Annotated in this window: 16 protein-coding genes and 1 riboswitch; of the genes, 3 read left to right on the top strand and 13 right to left on the bottom strand. The window is 65.1% G+C overall.

Annotation, left to right across the window (positions count from 1 at the left end; genetic code table 11):
• Window positions 1-10: 10 nt before the first annotated feature.
• The 3 genes from L5G33_RS09185 to L5G33_RS09195 form a co-directional block, all read right to left on the bottom strand.
• Complete coding sequence (locus L5G33_RS09185) at window positions 11-364, bottom strand: GNAT family N-acetyltransferase (RefSeq protein ID WP_236997879.1); 354 nt, start codon at window positions 362-364, stop codon at window positions 11-13.
• A 210-nt stretch (window positions 365-574) separates the two neighbouring features.
• Window positions 575-1,390: a hypothetical protein gene (locus L5G33_RS09190; protein WP_236997880.1), complete on the bottom strand. Its 816-nt coding sequence runs from the start codon at window positions 1,388-1,390 to the stop codon at window positions 575-577.
• Window positions 1,391-1,666: 276 nt separating this feature from the next.
• Complete coding sequence (locus L5G33_RS09195; RefSeq protein ID WP_236997881.1) at window positions 1,667-2,458, bottom strand: hypothetical protein; 792 nt, start codon at window positions 2,456-2,458, stop codon at window positions 1,667-1,669.
• Between the two features lie 151 nt (window positions 2,459-2,609).
• Between L5G33_RS09195 and L5G33_RS09200 the strand changes: the two genes are divergently transcribed.
• The 3 genes from L5G33_RS09200 to thiD all read left to right on the top strand — a co-directional run bounded on the left by L5G33_RS09200 (window position 2,610) and on the right by thiD (window position 6,099).
• Complete coding sequence (locus L5G33_RS09200) at window positions 2,610-3,251, top strand: TetR/AcrR family transcriptional regulator (protein ID WP_236997882.1); 642 nt, start codon at window positions 2,610-2,612, stop codon at window positions 3,249-3,251.
• 194 nt (window positions 3,252-3,445) lie between these two features.
• Window positions 3,446-3,557, top strand: a riboswitch (TPP riboswitch).
• On the top strand, window positions 3,551-5,254 hold the full coding sequence (gene thiC, locus L5G33_RS09205; RefSeq protein ID WP_236997883.1) for a phosphomethylpyrimidine synthase ThiC: 1,704 nt from the start codon (window positions 3,551-3,553) through the stop codon (window positions 5,252-5,254). (Overlaps the previous riboswitch by 7 nt.)
• Window positions 5,255-5,307: 53 nt before the next feature.
• Complete coding sequence (gene thiD, locus L5G33_RS09210) at window positions 5,308-6,099, top strand: bifunctional hydroxymethylpyrimidine kinase/phosphomethylpyrimidine kinase (RefSeq protein ID WP_236998209.1); 792 nt, start codon at window positions 5,308-5,310, stop codon at window positions 6,097-6,099.
• Here thiD and L5G33_RS09215 read toward each other — a convergent pair.
• From L5G33_RS09215 to L5G33_RS09260, 10 genes are all read right to left on the bottom strand, one after another.
• Window positions 6,074-6,784 (bottom strand): hypothetical protein, encoded by a 711-nt coding sequence (locus tag L5G33_RS09215; protein ID WP_236997884.1) that lies wholly within the window; start codon window positions 6,782-6,784, stop codon window positions 6,074-6,076. The genes thiD and L5G33_RS09215 overlap by 26 nt on opposite strands.
• Before the next feature lie 72 nt (window positions 6,785-6,856).
• The gene (gene gad / locus L5G33_RS09220; protein WP_236997885.1) at window positions 6,857-8,236 is read right to left on the bottom strand and encodes a glutamate decarboxylase; all 1,380 of its coding nucleotides are present in this window, start codon (window positions 8,234-8,236) and stop codon (window positions 6,857-6,859) included.
• Between the two features lie 75 nt (window positions 8,237-8,311).
• Window positions 8,312-10,186, bottom strand: coding sequence for a YhgE/Pip domain-containing protein (locus tag L5G33_RS09225; protein ID WP_236998210.1), 1,875 nt, complete (start codon window positions 10,184-10,186; stop codon window positions 8,312-8,314).
• 2 nt (window positions 10,187-10,188) lie between these two features.
• Window positions 10,189-10,989, bottom strand: a complete 801-nt coding sequence (locus tag L5G33_RS09230) for an ATP-binding cassette domain-containing protein (protein WP_236997886.1) — start codon at window positions 10,987-10,989, stop codon at window positions 10,189-10,191.
• 7 nt (window positions 10,990-10,996) lie between these two features.
• Window positions 10,997-12,271: a metal-dependent hydrolase family protein gene (locus L5G33_RS09235; RefSeq protein ID WP_236997887.1), complete on the bottom strand. Its 1,275-nt coding sequence runs from the start codon at window positions 12,269-12,271 to the stop codon at window positions 10,997-10,999.
• Between the two features lie 265 nt (window positions 12,272-12,536).
• Entirely contained in the window at window positions 12,537-13,757 is a 1,221-nt protein-coding gene (locus L5G33_RS09240; protein ID WP_236997888.1) for an acyl-CoA dehydrogenase family protein, read from the bottom strand.
• A gap of 1 nt (window position 13,758) precedes the next feature.
• A complete protein-coding gene (locus tag L5G33_RS09245; RefSeq protein WP_236997889.1) occupies window positions 13,759-14,775 on the bottom strand; it encodes a phosphotransferase family protein in 1,017 nt (338 codons plus the stop codon).
• Window positions 14,775-15,227, bottom strand: coding sequence for a MaoC family dehydratase (locus L5G33_RS09250; protein ID WP_236997890.1), 453 nt, complete (start codon window positions 15,225-15,227; stop codon window positions 14,775-14,777). Before L5G33_RS09250 ends, L5G33_RS09245 begins: the two co-directional genes overlap by 1 nt.
• Window positions 15,228-15,274: 47 nt before the next feature.
• Window positions 15,275-16,030, bottom strand: coding sequence for an SDR family oxidoreductase (locus L5G33_RS09255; RefSeq protein ID WP_236997891.1), 756 nt, complete (start codon window positions 16,028-16,030; stop codon window positions 15,275-15,277).
• A 223-nt stretch (window positions 16,031-16,253) separates the two neighbouring features.
• Window positions 16,254-17,321, bottom strand: a complete 1,068-nt coding sequence (locus L5G33_RS09260) for a helix-turn-helix domain-containing protein (RefSeq protein ID WP_236997892.1) — start codon at window positions 17,319-17,321, stop codon at window positions 16,254-16,256.
• Between the last annotated feature and the right edge of the window lie 205 nt (window positions 17,322-17,526).

Genomic DNA, 17,526 nt, shown 5'->3' on the forward strand with positions numbered 1-17,526 from the left:
GCAGTCCGGGTCAGACCGGAGCGAGCGTGACGACGCCCGGATGCTCGTCGATGAAACGTCGAGTGAACGTGCATACCGGGCGCACTTTCAGGCCGTTGTCGCGCATGTAGCCGATCGCGCTTCCGGTCAATCGGGTCGCCAGCCCGTGGCCGGCGTACTCGTCGTACAGGACGGTGTGCAGGATCGTCGCGACGCGCCCGTCCGACGTGTCTTCGATGCTGTAGCCGAGGACGCCGACGAGGTCGCCGGCCACCCACAGCTCGAATCGTTCCCGAGCCGGATTGTGCACGACCTCCGAGATCTGCTGGAGCAGCGATCGCGCGCTGTTCTGCGGTGGATGATGATGGCGGTTCCTCAGTTGCATGACACCTCCCTGTGACAACGATCACAACAGTACGTCGGATGAACGATGTGCGGCAAGTCACATCAGTCACATCTGCATCACGGTTCGGTGTCGCAGGCACCCTAATCGACGGGTAGCCAAAGTCGGACTATCCGGAGCCCCGGGGAGCCGGCGTCATCGAGTTGCTCATCGTGTTCGATTCGGCGTTCTGAGCCGCTGGCGCGAGCGTGCTCACATTGCGGCAGCGGGGTCGAGCTCGGACTCTGGCAGGTTCACCGGGCTGCTGCTGCGGAAGTGGCCAGTAAGCGAGAGAGTGATTCCGCCCAGGATCCAAGCGCTCAGTACGATCCATTCGTGCAGCATGGAAGCATCGGGAAAGTAGCTGACCTCGCGAAATAGACTATTGGCAGCACCGGGGACGAAGTACTGACCAACTTCCCCCCACGGCCCGACGATGAACTGATACGGCATCGTGGCACCCGAGATCGGATTGGCGAAGAACATTGTGATCACGGCGCCCACGCCGAGCCCCGCAGTACCCAGTAGTGCATGCAGGCCCACGACGGTCGACGCCGTTCCGAGCATTCCGAGGCCCAGAGCGAGTGCAGTGATCCAGAAACCGCCCGGCGCGATGCCCAACAGTGGCCCGATCACCGCGGTGCCTGCGATTCCGCCGACGAGCGTGTAGGCCGCAAGGGCGAGCAGCCGCCTTCGCACGCCGACCACGAGCAGAGAGACCAGGACGCCGCCGACGATGCCACCGAGTACCAGCGGGAAGCCCATCGCGTTCATTCCCGCGCCGGACGGATCGTCCTGTGACCACGGCACAATCTCGGTCGTGGTCGGGGTGGTGTGTTGTGCCGTGGCGAGTTGTGTTCCGAGTGCGGTCAGAATTGACGACGGCGCCGCCCCGTTGGCGCTGGCGGTCAGCACCTCAGGACCTTCCGCCCGCAGAATCACGGCACCGTCGACGTCGCGCTCCTCGATTGCACGGATAGCGTCCGCACGCGTGTCGAACGACGTCGCGTCCACCGGAAGATCGGGCAACTGTGGCAACTCTCCGCCGACCACACCGATGGGGAGATCGTGAGGTTCGGACGTGGCGACTGGCCAGAGAAACGCGAGAACGACGAGTGCTACGACTAGGCCGGCAAATGCGCCCAGGACTGCTGCTACGGGCCGTCGCGACTGGCGAGACGCTGCCGGCGCAAAGGATTGTGCCATGAATACTCCAGGTGAAGTGGGTGTTCGGAGGGCCGTTGTCGGCCACATGCGTTGGCGAGCCGGTCAAGTTCCGGTGACTGTTGTACAGGGTGTTGCTACTCAGTCGAGTCCGGGCAGCGGCCGTATTCGCGACGTGCCGTCGGTGCCTCCTGCTGCCTCAGCGATGGGTCTGTTCTGAGTCGGCACCGCCGCGGCTTGTTCGGCGGCCGCGCGGAGGATCCAGTTGCGAAACTCGACTGCGAAGTGCTCGAGATGGTGATCGATCACGTGCTGTCCGCAGGTCGCCGGGAGACTGACGGACAGCCGGGCCGTGAATCCCCCTGGCTGCTCCTCAAACGAGTTCGAGATCGAACCGACGATGGTCCCGTCTTCCAGCGCTAGGAGTGAGCGGCGCGCGCCCGGGGGATCGGGTTCTGAGGGCGCCGGGTCGAGTGTGGCGAGGACACTGTCGTCCCACTCGCGCATGAAGAAGGAGCACACGTGCTCGCCCAAGGTCTCAACGATGTTCACCTCGCCACCGGTAGCGGCATGGATGGAGTAGTGCTCAGGGTGTCCTGCGATTAGGACGTCCTCGCGCCGGAATGCCTCCGAGAGCCATCGGGTGAACTGTTCCGCCGACAAGCCGCGCGCGGACAGGGTCGTCGTGCCACCGATCTCCCGTCCAGCGGACCGTTCCACATGAGCACGGAGGTAGGCGTCCCCGGCGGCGATCTCGCCCTGTAGTAGTTCCAGCAGACGCGCCCGGCCCAGGTTTCGTTTCAGTAGATTCAGTGCCCGACGCGCGGAGATCAGCTCGAATCGTTCGATAGCGCCGTCATGATGTTCGCCTGCCAACCGCACCCAGTGTTCGAGAGCGGGGGACGTGCCCATGCTGGTCGTCTCGCTTGTCATCGTGGTCCTCGCTCCAGGTCGGTGCGGTCGGCGGAGTAGATCGGCAGCCGGGCCCGGATGCCGTAGTGCCGCCGAGATGAACAGTACGACTACAAGAGCCAGATATCAACACCCGTTGATAAACTGGCTGGTTCGCGTATACGCTGCAGGCATGGCTACAAAGAAGGAGTCGGTACGGCGGAGGCGGACAGGCCGCCGGCCCGGTGCCACCAGCACGCGGCAGACGGTCCTCGACGCAGCGAGGAACAGATTCGCGAGCGACGGTTTCGATCAGACGACCATTCGCCGCGTCGCTGCCGATGCCGGGGTGGACGCCGCTCAGGTGATGCAGTTCTTCCACTCGAAGGATGAACTCTTCGCCGCCGTGATGACCGTTCCCCGCTCGGCGCTCGACCGGTTCGACACGGTCTTCGAGGGCCCCGATGAAGGGCTCGGAGAACGAGTGGTCCGCGCGTACCTCCACGCCTGGGAGGGCAATGACACAGAGTCGGCCCCGTTGATGGCGATGCTTCGCGGTGCGATTGTCAACGATCAGGCACGCACGCAACTGCGCGACTTCATACAGTCGAGACTCATCCATGGGACGAGCGCTCACTGCGACGACGACGCGGTGCTCCGCGCTGGGCTCGCCTCGTCGATGCTGGTCGGGATAGTCACCAGCAGACGAATCATAGGCGTCCCGGTCCTCGCCGCGGCAGATGCAGAAGAACTTGTCGCGACCGTCGCCCCGGCGATCCAGCACCTCCTTGTCCCGTCACCACCTAGTAGCCGGGTGCCGCCCAGTGCCCCTTAGAGCCGCCTAGGACATGCACGTCGCGTCACGTGGCACACGAATCCAGACTTTGCGCTGTTATTCACTTCCGAACTTCGACATTCCCAAACGGTCAGTGCAGGTTTTCAACGCGTGCGGCGCGGTGTGGCTGGCACAACACAGGGGTTCTGGTTAAGGTGACCACGGACGTCCGACCCGTGGTCGGCGTGCCGCACAACTACACACGCGGGGGCTCTCACGATCCGAGGGCTGAGATGGCGAATGGCGATCGCCGACCGCTCGAACCTGTCCGGGTAATGCCGGCGTAGGGAGGAGATGTCATGGGTACACCTGTGTCCGAAAAAGCCGTCACGGCGTCTGAGAAGAATGTCGCAGCGTCTGAGAAGGCCGTCACGACCGGCCCGATCGAGGGCAGCGTCAAACACTATCTGCAGGTAGACGGACTGCGCGTGCCACAACGTCGCGTCAATCTGACCAACGGCGAACACCTCGACTTGTACGACACGTCCGGTCCGTACACCGATGCCGCCGCGGTGATCGACGTCGAGCGCGGACTTTCCGCGACGCGCGACGAATGGCGCAGGCCCGAGCCGATCGACGGTGTCGCGACCCAACTCGCGTGGGCGCGCGCCGGAGTCGTGACGCCGGAGATGACCTACATCGCGGCCCGCGAGGGCGTCGACGTCGAACTGGTGCGCAGTGAGGTCGCGGCGGGGCGGGCCGTGATCCCAGTCAACCATCGTCATCCCGAATCGGAGCCGATGATCATCGGCAAGGCCTTCGCGGTGAAGGTCAATGCGAACATCGGCAACTCGGCCGTCACCTCGTCGATCGCCGAAGAGGTCGAGAAGATGGTGTGGGCCACCCGATGGGGAGCAGACACCATCATGGACTTGTCGACCGGCAAGGACATCCACGCGACGCGCGAGTGGATCATGAGGAACTCGCCGGTCCCGGTCGGCACCGTCCCGATCTACCAGGCGTTGGAGAAGGTCAACGGCGACCCGACTGCGTTGACCTGGGAGATCTACCGCGACACCGTGATCGAGCAGGCCGAGCAGGGCGTCGACTACATGACCGTCCACGCGGGCGTGCTGCTGCGCTACGTGCCGTTGACCGCCAAACGCGTCACCGGCATCGTGTCGCGCGGCGGCTCGATCATGGCAGCGTGGTGCCTCGCCCACCACACGGAGTCGTTCCTGTACACGCACTTCGACGACCTGTGCGAGATCCTCGCCCGCTATGACATCACGTTCTCACTCGGCGACGGCCTGCGTCCGGGTTCGATCGCCGATGCCAACGACGAAGCGCAGTTCGCCGAACTGCGGACCCTCGGTGAGCTGACCACTCGCGCGAAGTCGTACGGCGTCCAGGTGATGATCGAAGGGCCCGGCCACGTGCCGATGCACAAGATCGTCGAGAACGTGCAGCTCGAAGAGCAGTGGTGCGAGGAGGCTCCGTTCTACACGCTGGGCCCGCTCGCCACCGACATCGCTCCGGCCTACGACCACATCACGTCGGCGATCGGAGCCGCGATGATCGCGCAGGCAGGCACCGCGATGCTCTGCTATGTGACCCCGAAGGAGCACCTCGGTCTGCCCAACCGCGATGACGTGAAGGTCGGCGTGATCACCTACAAGATCGCCGCCCACGCCGCCGACCTCGCCAAATGCCATCCGCGGGCACAGGAGCGCGACGACGCGCTGAGCCGCGCGCGATTCGAGTTCCGCTGGACCGACCAGTTCAACCTGGCACTCGACCCCGACACGGCTCGCGAGTACCACGACGAGACGATGCCCGCCGAGCCCGCGAAGACCGCGCACTTCTGCTCGATGTGCGGACCGAAGTTCTGCTCGATGCGGATCTCCGCCGACGTGCGCGCGTACGCCGAGGAGAACGATCTCGTCACCGCTGAGGACATCGACCGCAAGATCGCCGAGGAGATGGCAGCGAAGTCGGAGGAGTTCGTGGCGGCAGGAAACCACGTCTACCTGCCGATATCGGAAGCGAACCCGGCACAGTGATCGAACCGCGTCTGCTGCCGACTGCTGCTCCGGGACAGACACCGGTGCGCGTCATGACGATCGCCGGATCCGATTCGGGCGGCGGCGCGGGCATCCAGGCCGACATGCGCACGTTCGCTCTGCTCGGCCTGCACGCCTGCGTCGCGGTCACCGCGGTGACCGTCCAGAACACGCTCGGCGTCACCGGGATCGCACCGATCCCACCGGAGACGGTCGCGGCGCAGATGCGGTCGGTGGTCCCCGACATCGGTGTGGGCGCGGTCAAGACGGGAATGCTCGCATCGGCGCCGATCATCGAGGCGATCGCGGACACGTGCGACGAACTCGACATCGGCGGCGGGCGCGGTGTCGCGCTCGTCGTCGACCCGGTGTGCGCGTCGATGCACGGTGACCCCCTGCTGGCCGACGACGCCCTCGACACGCTGGTGCGACGGATGATCCCGTTGGCCGACGTCGTCACGCCGAATCTAGACGAGGTCCGGCTGATCACTGGAATCGACGTCGTCGACGCCGCGACCCAGCGAGACGCCGCGCGTGCGGTGCGCGACCTCGGAGCCCGGTGGGCCCTGGTCAAGGGCGGGCATCTGCGCAGCAGTGAACTGAGCCCGGATCTACTGTTCGACGGCGACCAGTTCATCTCGTTGGACCTGCCGCGGGTCGACACCCCGCACGATCACGGCGCTGGCGACACTCTGGCCGCCGCCCTGTGCGGTGCGTTGGCGCACGGCTACGAGGTGCCCGACGCCGTCGACTTCGCCAAGGCCTGGGTCACCAAGGGGCTGCAGTCGGCGTACCCGCTCGGCGCGGGCCACGGACCGGTCAACCCTCTCTGGCGGCTGGGCTGAGCGGTTCGCCACGGTCCACGGTGTCGTCGTGAGTCCACGCCTGAGCGGCGAGCACGATCGCGGACGCCGCGAAGAAGCACAGCGCACCTACGAAGGTGCCGATGTTGCCCAACGTCGCGTCTGCGGTGGTCCCGGCGCTATTGACGAACGATCCGACCGCGGCGACGCCGAAAGCGATGCACCCGACCATGTTGATTTGCCCCGACCACCAGTCGACGCTGGTCGGTGCCCACACGCGGCCGGTCGATCGGGTGAAGGCGACGAGGACGAAGAACCCGCTGACGAGGAACGCCACCGAGCCGCCCGCGTCCGGGTTCCACACTAAGTGCTGCTCGCCGCGGACTGTGTGCACCTGGAGGGCCGTCGTCGTGCTCACGTTGAACAACAGCGTCCCGAAGAACTGGGTGGATGCGGCGAGCCACTCCGCTCGGAACATGACGCCAGTCCCATACGAGACCGGCACGGTCCGCGCACCGCTCAACACGAGTTGGATGAATGCGGCGCCGGTGAAGAACCAGGCACCAACGAAGTAGCTAACGTTCGCGGCATCGGATCCGGCCCAACTCCCGAATCCCGGAGCCGAGCCGAGGGCGAACAGGGACGAACCGATCATGAAGCCGACACACTGTTTCGTCAGCGTCGGCTTCAGTGCACGGACCGTCCGTACCGTGTCGTCCACGCTCATGCATACCCCTTCCAGTCAAAGGCGACGTCCCGGACTCCGTTGACTCACAGGGTCCGGGACGTCTCGTACAGGTCAGTGGTGGAACGCGGCCGTCTGGCCCTCGTGCGGCATCGGGCCGCTGAGCTTCTCGAGGAACTCGACTTCGGTGCGCAGGTCGTCGAGCAGGGCGTTGGCGAGGTCCATGCTCAGTCCGGCACGGACGACGATGCGCTGCACGGTCACCTCGGCCAGATCGTCGGCGAGCGGGTAGGCGGGCACCTGCCAGCCCTTCATGCGCAACCGGTCCTGGAGGTCGTAGAGGGTCCACGTGTCGGTGTACCCCGGCTTCATACGCCACGCGAAGACCGGGATGGTGTCGCCCTTGCTCACGAGTTCGAACGGCCCGATCTCGGCGATCGCCGACGACAGATGCTGCGCCACGTTCAGCGAGCCCTGCTGCACCGCGCGATAGCCTTCACGGCCCAGGCGCAGGAACTGGTAGTACTGCAGCAGCACCTGCGAACCGGGGCGCGAGAAGTTGAGAGCCAGGGTCGGCATGTCGCCGCCGAGGTACGCGCAGTGGAAGATCATGCTCTCCGGCAAGGCTCCTTGGTCACGCCACACGATCCAGCCGACGCCCGGATAGACCAGACCGAACTTGTGACCGGACGTGCTGATCGACGCGACCCGGTCGACGCGGAAGTCCCATTCCAGGTCGGGCTGACAGAACGGAGCGATCATCGCCCCCGAGGCACCGTCGATGTGGATGTTCACGTCCAGGCCGGTGTCGCTCTGGATCTGGTCGAGCTTCGCCGCGATCTCCTTCACCGGTTCGTATGCACCGGTGTACGTCTGACCCATGATCGCGACGACGCCGATCGTGTTCTCATCGACGTACTTCTCCAGGTCGTGGCCGTCGAGGAACAGATGGTCCTCGGTGATCGGCACCCAACGCGGCTCCACCTCGAAGTAGTTGCAGAACTTCTCCCAGCACACCTGCACGGCCGTCGACAACACGATGTTCGGACTCTCGGTCGACTTGCCCTCGGCCTTCCGGCGACCCTGCCAGCGGCGTTTGAGCGCCAGTCCACCCAGCATGCAGGCCTCCGACGATCCGATCGTCGACGTGCCGATGGCCTGCTCAACGTCCGGGTTGTGCCAGAGATTGCCCAGGATCCGCCAGCAGCGGTCTTCGATCTCGGCGGTGGCCGGGTATTCGTCCTTGTCGATCATATTCTTGTCGACAGTCTGCGCGTACAGGAGCTTGGCTTCCTTGTCCATGTACGTCGAGACGAAGGTGGCCAGGTTGAGCCGCGAGTTGCCGTCGAGCATCGCCTGGTCGTGGACGATCTGGTACGCGGTGCTCGGGAGCATCATCGCGTCCGGGAGCTCGTGACGCGGAAGCGAGGTCGTCTCGCCGTTCCGGTCGAAGACCGGACTGAGGATCATGCGGTCGTAGTCGTTGTCGGACATGTGTTGTCTCCTATTTCTCGAGCGGTTGTGAGCGAAGTCCGCCGAACAGGACCAGGTCGGCGTGGTGTCGGCAGATCACACTTCGACCGGTGGATAGAGCCGGTCCATGGTGTACTGCCTGTTCCGTCTGGCCGCTAGGACGGAGATCGACAGGAACACGACGGTGAGGCCGCTCAGCACTGCGAACGCCACCCAGAAGCGGTAGTCCACCCCGCCCATGATCATCTGTCTCAGCCCGTTGACCGTGTACGTCATCGGGTCTATCCAGTGGATGTACTGGAACGGTTTCGTCGTCGTCTCGACCGGATAGATGCCGCCGGCCGACGTCAATTGGATCATCAGGAACGCCAGTGTCACGACGCGTCCGACGGCCGGCCCGAACAGCGCGTTGAACATCTGTATCAGTGATAGGAACGCCGCGACCACCAGCAGCATGAAGAAGAACGTCCCGATCACGTGCGCGGGTCGCAGCCCCACCGCGAGCACAGTGACGGCGAAGAGGATCGCCGCTTGCAGCACGCCGACTCCGAAAGTCGGCGCGTACGACGCCAACACCGCCCGTACCGAGTTGAGGCCCTGGGCGATCGGCCTGGACTGCAGTGGAGTGAACAGCATCCACGCGATGATTCCGCCGACGAACAACGCGAGCGAGAAGAAGAACGGCGCGAAACCGGTGCCGAACGTACCGGCCTCGTTCTTGTACTTCTCGGACAGCACCACCGGTTGTGACAGCGTCTTCGCCAGTGCGTCCTGCTGCTTTTTGTTCCAGTGCGGGATGGCTTTGCTCGCTTCGTCGAGGCCGCCGGCCAACTCGTGCGCACCAGCCGCGAGTTTGGTGGTTCCGGCCGCGAGCTGGTCGGCGCCCGAGCTTAACTCGGTTGCGTCGCCGCGCGCCTTCTCGATGTCGGTGTGCAGACCGCCGGTCTCGGCGAGCGCCAGGAGCGAGTGCACCTGGCTGCCCGGCGTGGTCATCGCCGCCGACAGCATCTGAGAGTCGTGGAGCAGCGCGGTCGCAGTATTGTTCGCGTCCGGGCCGAGCCCCCGGTTGGCCAGCGCGTCTCGCGCAGGGGTCAACGATCGGGCGAGCGCGCGCATCGCGGGATCCGGGCTGCTCGCCATGCCGGTGATCGCGCTGTCGAGCGCGGTGTACCCGCGTGACTGCGTCGTGGCAGCTCCACCCACGATCTCGTTGATCGCCGTCGCACCCTCACCGACGCGGACGGCGGCGGCCTTCACTTCGGCGGGGCTGAGACCGCCCGAGGCGCTGGTGGCCGCCAGGAGCGGATCGGTCACCTTCGTGACCACACCCGACAACTCGTCGAGTGCTCCGGACAGTTCGTGCGCGCCGGAGTTCGCCGTGTCCAGCCCGGTCGCGAGTTCATTCGCCCCGTCAACGGCCTTCGTCACCTGCGGCAGCATGCTGCCGACCTCTTTGAACGCGATGTCGAACGTCTGGGTGCCGACCTGCGACGAGACCTGCGCGACGACTTGCTGTGCGGCGTCGCCGCCGAGAACCGATGCGAGGTAGTTGTTCGCGTCGTCGTAGGTGAAGATCAGGGGAGCCGATCGGGCGTTCCCGGTGGTCGGCGACACGACCGCTTCGCTGAAGTCCTTCGGCAACGTGATCGAGAAGTAGTACTTGCCGTGGGCGACACCGTCGGCGGCCTCCGACTCGGAGACCACGTGCAAGTCGAGCTGCTTGGATTCGACGAGCCCCTGCACCACTTGCTCGCCTGCGGCGAGCGGTTTGCCCTCGAGTGTGGCACCGGCGTCCATGTTGACCAGGGCGATCGGCATCTTGTCGACTTCGTTGAACGGGTTCCAGAACGCCCAGAGGTAGAGGGCGCCGTACATGAGCGGCATCAGGATGATGACGGCCAGTGCCAGGCGTGGCATCCGCCCGCGGTAGTACCGCTTGAAGTCGCTGCCTGGGGAGAATGCGGCGAGCATCTTCATCGGATCTGGTCCTCACGTTCGAGACGGACAAACTCGTCGTCGGTCAGGTTGGGTACATCGAGGACGTCACGAATGCCCGGCTGAGGGCGCACACCGTTGACGTCCGCGGTGATGACGGTCTGTTCGTGTCCGAGCGCGACGAGGCGTTCCAGCAGCAGCCGGCTACTGCCGTCGCTCGACAGCTTGTCGACGCCCCCAACCACCAGGAGTTCGGGATGACGGATGTTCGCCATCGCGATACGGAAGAGTGCCGCCGTGAGCTGCGGGAGCTCCTCGACGTAGGCGTCGAGCGACGGCAGTGTCAGCGGGCCGAAGATCGGGCGGCACAGTCGTTCGAGGTCGTCCTGTGTCGACTGTCCGACGAACTTGTACCAGGGCGCCGTCCATCGAAGCTGTTCGGTGAGGACGTCATGGACCCGGATCGTCTGTTCGATGCCGTCCACCTCGTCGACGAACCCGAGTGCTGCCCTCGCGAACAGACCATGCGCGTTGTTGCGCTGTCCGAATGATTCGAGGACCCCCGACGTCGGCTTCATCCGGCCGGCAAGCGTGAGAAGCAGCGCCGTGCGGCCGCGCCCACCGGCGCCGACGAGAACAGTGAGTCCACCTCGGCGGACACGCAGGTCCACCGGGCCGTAGATCTTGCCCCATGATGCTCGGACGCCGATACCGTGCGCGTCGAGCAGGACGTCCTCGGGTCCGCCTGTGTATTCGGGTCCGGCTGTGTATTCGGGTCCGCCTGTGTATTCAGTGGCCGCCGTGTCGGGGTACGAGCCGGCGGGAAATTGTTCTGTCATCGTTGTTCTACAAGTCGTTCTTGACGACGACGCCGTTCTTGACGATCACCTTGAGTTGCTCGTCCGGTCTGCCGATGATCGACAGGTCGGCGATCGGGTCGCCGTCGAAGAGCAGCATGTCGGCCCACGCGCCCTCAGCGATCGTGCCCAGTTGATGCGCCGCGTACGGGTTGCGCGGGCCGGCCATCCCGAACAGCTCGGCATTGCCCGAGGTCAGCATCTTGAGGGCGTCGACGTTGGTGTAAAACTCGCCGAGTCGTGCGGCCATCTCACTCTGCTTCGGCGCCGACGCGGGCTCCAACAGGAGGTCGGTGCCCCATGCCGTCTTCACTCCGTGCTTGCGCGCCCAGCCGTATACCGCGTCTGTGCCGTTGCAGATCTGCACGTTCTTCGCCGCTCGCCCCGGATCCGGGTACGAGTGGTCGTGCTCGGCGAACGGCTGCATCGACAGCCAGATGTCCTTCTCGGCGATCAGCGCGACGGTGTCCTCGTCGGCGAGGTGGCCGTGCTCGATGGACCGTACACCCGCATCGATCGCCCGACGGATCCCCTCCACCGTGTAGACGTGTGTCGCTACGTACGTGCCGTAATCGGCGGCCGCTTCGACGGCGGCTCGGATCTCGTCGGTCGTGTACTGGAGCGTGTTCAACGGGTCGTACATCGACGCGGCACCGCCGCCGACAGTCAACTTGATTTGGGTCGCGCCCTTGCGCAGTTGTTCGCGCACCGCCGTCAATACCTTCGCGGCGCCGTCTGCGACACGCGTAAATCCGATCTCCTCCGTCCGACTCGGGCCGCCGCCGAACGCCTGCGGCGTCTGGTACACGAACGCGAAGTCGGCGTGACCGGACGTCTGCGAGATCATCGCTTGACTCGGGAAGATGCGGGGGCCTTCGAACTGACCACGATCGATCGCCGTCTTCACCGCAGCGAGGTCGCCGCCCATGTCTCGCACCGTGGTGAATCCACGGTGCAGCATAGATTTCGCCTCGGCGAGCGTATTGATATAAAGCCCGCCCGTCGGCCCCATGATGAAGTCCATATAGCTGTTGGCGTTCCCCATCAGATGGACGTGAGCATCGCTCATGCCGGGCATCAGAAAACGTCCACCGGCGTCGATGACAGTGTCACCAGCCTGTTGCGCGACCGGCGAGGTCGACACCGCGGAGATGGTCGTACCGGAGAATACGACATCCGCTCCGACTACTTTTCGATCGTCGATCCCGTTGAACAGGTTGCAGTTTCGAATGACGGTCCGAGACCGTCCGGGAGGCGTATCCATACGCAGAATCATAAACAAAGACTTCGTAAAAATGCACAAATCAATGCGATCACTCAACGCCCTGACCGGTTTATTCGCACGAGCCACGAGCCATGGATGACTATTCGGAAAACTCTTTGTAGATTATTCGAACTACATTTCAGCTACCATTAACGCAGCGTCCAAGTTTATGAATTGCGGTTACCTGGCTCAATACTGACCTGAATCGGCACATTATTGCCTACTCTGCCACGACGGGAAGTTCTTATGAGCGATCTTCTGTCGCCTAGCGGTCGGCGCGTTTCCGAAGCTCGGCTTTGGCGAGTGAATTCTTGTGGACTTCGTCGGGACCGTCGGCGAAGCGGAGGGTGCGGATGCCCGCGTAGGCCTCGGCGAGCGGGAAGTCCTGGGAGAGACCTCCCGCACCGTGCACCTGGATCGCCTTGTCGAGGATCCACTGGACGGTCTTCGGGGTGACGATCTTGATCGCCTGGATCTCGCTGTGCGCACCCTTGTTGCCGACAGTGTCCATCAGCCAGGCCGTCTTGAGGACCAGCAGGCGCAGTTGCTCGATGCGCACCCGCGACTCGGCGATCCAGTCACGAATGACGCCTTGGTCGGCGAGCGGTCGGCCGAAGGCGACACGTCCCGCCGCGCGGTCGCACATCAACTCGATCGCACGCTCGGCCAGACCGATCGCACGCATGCAGTGATGGATGCGGCCCGGCCCGAGACGGGCCTGCGCGATGGCGAAACCTGTACCCTCGTCGGCGATCACGTTGGTGACCGGCACGCGGACGTCGGTAAACCTCATCTCGGCGTGGCCGCCGTGACTGTGGTCGTCGTACCCGAACACCTCCATGCCGCGGATGATCTCGAGGCCGGGGGTGTCGCGCGGGACGAGGACCTGCGACTGCTGTCGGTGCCGCGGAGCCTCCGGGTCGGTCTTGCCCATCACGATGAAGATCTTCGCGTTGGGGTTCATCGCCCCGGTGATCCACCACTTGCGGCCGTTGATGACGTAGTCGTCACCGTCGCGTCGGATGGACAGTTCGATGTTGGTGGCGTCGGAACTCGCGACGTCGGGTTCGGTCATCGCGAACGCCGACCGGATGGTCCCGTCGAGCAACGGCTGCAACCACTCGGCCTGCTGCGCCGACGTGCCGAACTCGTTGAGGACCTCCATGTTGCCGGTGTCGGGCGCCGCGCAGTTGAAGACGGCGGGCGCCAGTTGAGAGCTCCGGCCGGTGATCTCGGCGAGCGGCGCGTACTGCAGATTGGTCAGACCGGCACCGTTCTCGCCGGGCAGGAAGAGGTTCCAGAAACCGCGCGACCGCGCTTGCGCGCGCAACTCGGTCAGGATCGGAACGCTGTCCCACGCCCACTTGTCCTCCAGCGCGGCCAGCTGGTCACCGAATACCTTCTCGGCCGGATAGACGTGACTGTCCATGAAGGCGTTTACGCCGTCGACCAGTTCGCGAGTCTTCTCGTCGAATCCGAAATCCATCTCAGTTCTCCTTCAACGCAGCGATGCCCGCGTCCAATAGTCCAAACACTCCGTCGCCGAGCTGCGCGAAGCCGTCTCCGACGGTCTGCCCGTTCACGAATCTGTAGTGGATGCCCTCGACGATGCCCGCCAGCTTGAAGCAACCGAGAGCGATGTAGAAGCCGAGATCGCTGAGGTCGCGGTCGCTGCCCGCCGCATACCGCTCGATGATCTCCTGCTCGGTGAGGTACCCCGCCGCTTCTGTGGCGTCGGTGACCGCACCCGGCGTGACCTGCGCGAGACGCCCGTAGATGAGCATGAGCGCCAGGTCGGTGAGCGAGTCGCCGATCGTCGACAGTTCCCAGTCGACGACGGCCCCCATCTCGTCCTGCGGGGTCACGAGAACGTTGTCCAGGCGGTAGTCCCCGTGCACGATCCCGGGCGCACTGTCGGCGGGGACCCGCTCGGACAGCATCGTGTACAGCAATTCCATCGACGGGAGGTCCCGCGTGCGTGCGGCCGCGAACTGTTTGCGCCAGCGTTCCACCTGACGGCCGAGGAACCCTTCGGGACGTCCGGCGTCTGCCAAGCCTACTTCTGCGGGGTCGACGCGATGCAGGTCGACGAGGGTGTCGACGAGCCGTTCGGCGATTGTGCGTGTCCGCTTCGGCCCGAGAGCGCCGAGCTCGCTCTTCGACCGGTACGGCACCCCGTCCACCTCGGACATCACGTAGAACGGTGCGCCGAGCACCTCGGTGTCCTCGCACATCGCGTACATGGTCGGCACGGGCACCGCGGTCGGCGCCAGCGCCGACATCATCCGGAACTCGCGTCCCATGTCGTGCGCGGTCGCCAACAGGTGGCCGACCGGCGGCCGACGCAGGATCCACGACGACGAACCGTCGGTGATGCGGTACGTCAGATTCGACTTGCCGCCTGCGATCAGCGTCGCCGCCAGGTCCGAACCGGCACCATCCACGTGTCGCGGCAGCCAGTCGCCGAGGACGGCAAGGTCGAGGCCGGGGTGTTCGGGCGCCATCAGAACGCCATCACGGATACGGTCTCGGCGACGCAGACGGGTTTGTCGGAGCCCTCGCGTTCGACGGTCACCCGATTCACCACCTGCAACCCCGCTCCTGTCTCGGTCACCGACACGAGTTCGACGCCTGCGCGCACGCGCGAACCGACAGGCAGCGGCGACGGGAACCGCACCTTGTTGCTGCCGTAGTTGACGCCCATCGTCGTCCCGGCGACCTTGTAGACCTGCCCCACCAGCATCGGGATGAGTGACAGTGTCAGGTATCCGTGCGCGATGGTCGATCCGAACGGTCCAGCGGAGGCCCGCTCCGGATCGACGTGAATCCACTGGTGATCGCCGGTCGCCTCCGCGAAGCGATCGATGCGTTCCTGGTCGATCTGCAGCCAGTCGGAGTACCCGAGGTGGGTGCCGACCGCTGCTTCGAGTTCGGCTCGGCCGTTGAGGATCTTCATCGTCTCTCCCTCTGCGATCACGTGGTGGCAGGCGCGGCGGTCGGTTCTCAGTCCTTGGGTCCGCCCGCGACGTACAGCACCTGTCCGGAGACGAAGCCTGCGCCTTCGCTCGCGTAGAAGCTGACGGCGTGCGCGATGTCTGCGGGCTCGCCGACTCGCTGCACGGGGATCTCCTTGGCCATCGCGGACTTGAAGTCGTCGAACGGGACGCCGATGCGCTCGGCCGTCGCCGCCGTCATGTCGGTGGCGATGAAGCCCGGGGCGATCGCGTTCGCGGTGACGCCGAACCGTCCGAGTTCCAGGGCGAGCGTCTTGGTGAAGCCCTGCATGCCAGCCTTGGCCGCGGAGTAGTTGGCCTGACCGCGGTTGCCGAGCGCCGACGTCGACGACAGGTTGACGATGCGTCCCCAGCCTTCCTTCGTCTGGTAGTTCTGCACCTCGCGCGCCATCAGGAACGCGCCGCGCAGGTGGACGCCCATCACTGCGTCCCAGTCGGAGACGGTCATCTTGAACAGGAGGTTGTCGCGGATGATGCCTGCATTGTTGACGAGGATCGTCGGTGCGCCCAGTTCGGCTGCGACACGGCTGACCGCTGCTTCGACGGCGACCTCGTCGGAGACGTCCGCGCCGACGGCGAGTGCCCTGCCGCCCGCCCCGACGATCTCGTCGACGACACTCTGGCAGGCGGATTCGTCGAGGTCGAGGACGGCGACGGCGTGTCCGTCGGACGCGAGACGGCGCGCGACTTCCGCACCGATTCCGCGAGCCGCTCCGGTGACGATGGCTGTGCGCTGCGTGGTCATGAACACTCCCTATGGAACTGGTTGCCGACGATCACATGATCCACGCGTCGACCCGCCGCCGCAGCGATTCGCCGCGAGCGGCGAGCACGAGTGCAATCCCGAAGACCGAGTAAGCGATCGCTTATTTTTCCACGGCCCACTATGCCCCAGGGTGTGAGGCCCGTCAACAGCCAGACCGGTCAACAGTGGACTCGCCGGTCGACGAGTCACACCGTCGACGGCGTCAGCGCGCGATGCTCTGGCGGTACTCGACGGGGCCGATGCCGTAACGCGCTTTGAACCGGTTGCGGAAGGTCGCGACCGAGCCGAACCCGGACGCCGCTGAGATGTTGCCGACCGGCAGCCACGGGTTGGCGACGAGCATCTCGCGCGCGGTCTCGACCCGTGCGTCCGCGATCCGCGTCGCCAGCGACTGGTCGGTGTTCTCGAAGATGCGATACAGCTGACGCCGCGACAGATGGAGTTCGGCGGCGATACTGTCCGGCGTGAAGTCCGGGTCGCGATGCCGTCGCGCGATCAAGTCGATCGCCGACTGATGGTTGAACAGCGCATCGTCCTGCAACCGATACCCGTCGACGGACGCGAGCTCGGCCAATGCCGCGGTGATGAGGTCGACGGCCGCGAGCTCGGCGTCGGCCGACGGCGCGGGGACATCGGCGGCCGCAGTGTCGGCGGCGAACCGCCGAACGAATCCGGCGGCGGCCCGCGAGAGCAGGGTCCGCTTGTTGATCGGCCGACGCGGCTGTTCGGCGAGCGGCCGATGCTTGCCGAGCACGGCGAGCGGGATCACCAGCCCGGACGGGTCAGTGACGCCTGCGGCAGTCTGAATGAAGGGGCTCGCCGTCGAGACGAACACCAGGTCGCCCGCCGAGTACTCGTGCTCCCGTCCGTCCTGGCGCAGGACGGTCCGACCACGCATAGAGGTGACCGTGACCAGAAGCAGTTCGTACGGATCGGCCTGGATGCGTTCTGCCGTCCGCGCGACCCGGGCGGGCGAGTGCAGTGCGCAGAACGTCGCGGTCATCGACAGCTCACGGTCGAACCGGACCGCGCGGAACTGGTCAGGATCGCGTGGAACGATGTCGACGCCGCCTTGCCACTCCTGCACCCCCGTCGCGCCGAGGAAGCGGGACGGGCGGGCGAGGCGCGCCCGGTCCACGCCGAGTCGCGATTCCCACGCCGCAACCAGTTGGGGGGTGAGCTGGATGCCGACGTCATCAGCGGATTCTCGGGCCGCAACCAGCGGCCTGCCGAGACGGGGGCGGGTCGGCGCATAGTTCATCGTCGTCATATGACCTCGATCAGTTTCGTCACGATCTGAAGTCGGCTGGGGAGGGAGCCGAGGCAATGCTGCCGTATCGGACACTACTTGCACCGACAACTGTCGAGGGCGCTATTCACCAAAACCAGATCGTTCGATCAGAAATCAGCACGGTAAAGTGAACGCGCGCACAACTCTCCGAGAACCGATTTCCGCCCCGCACTAGGAGCAGACC

This window comes from Gordonia liuliyuniae (assembly GCF_021738805.1).
GTDB lineage: Bacteria > Actinomycetota > Actinomycetes > Mycobacteriales > Mycobacteriaceae > Gordonia > Gordonia liuliyuniae.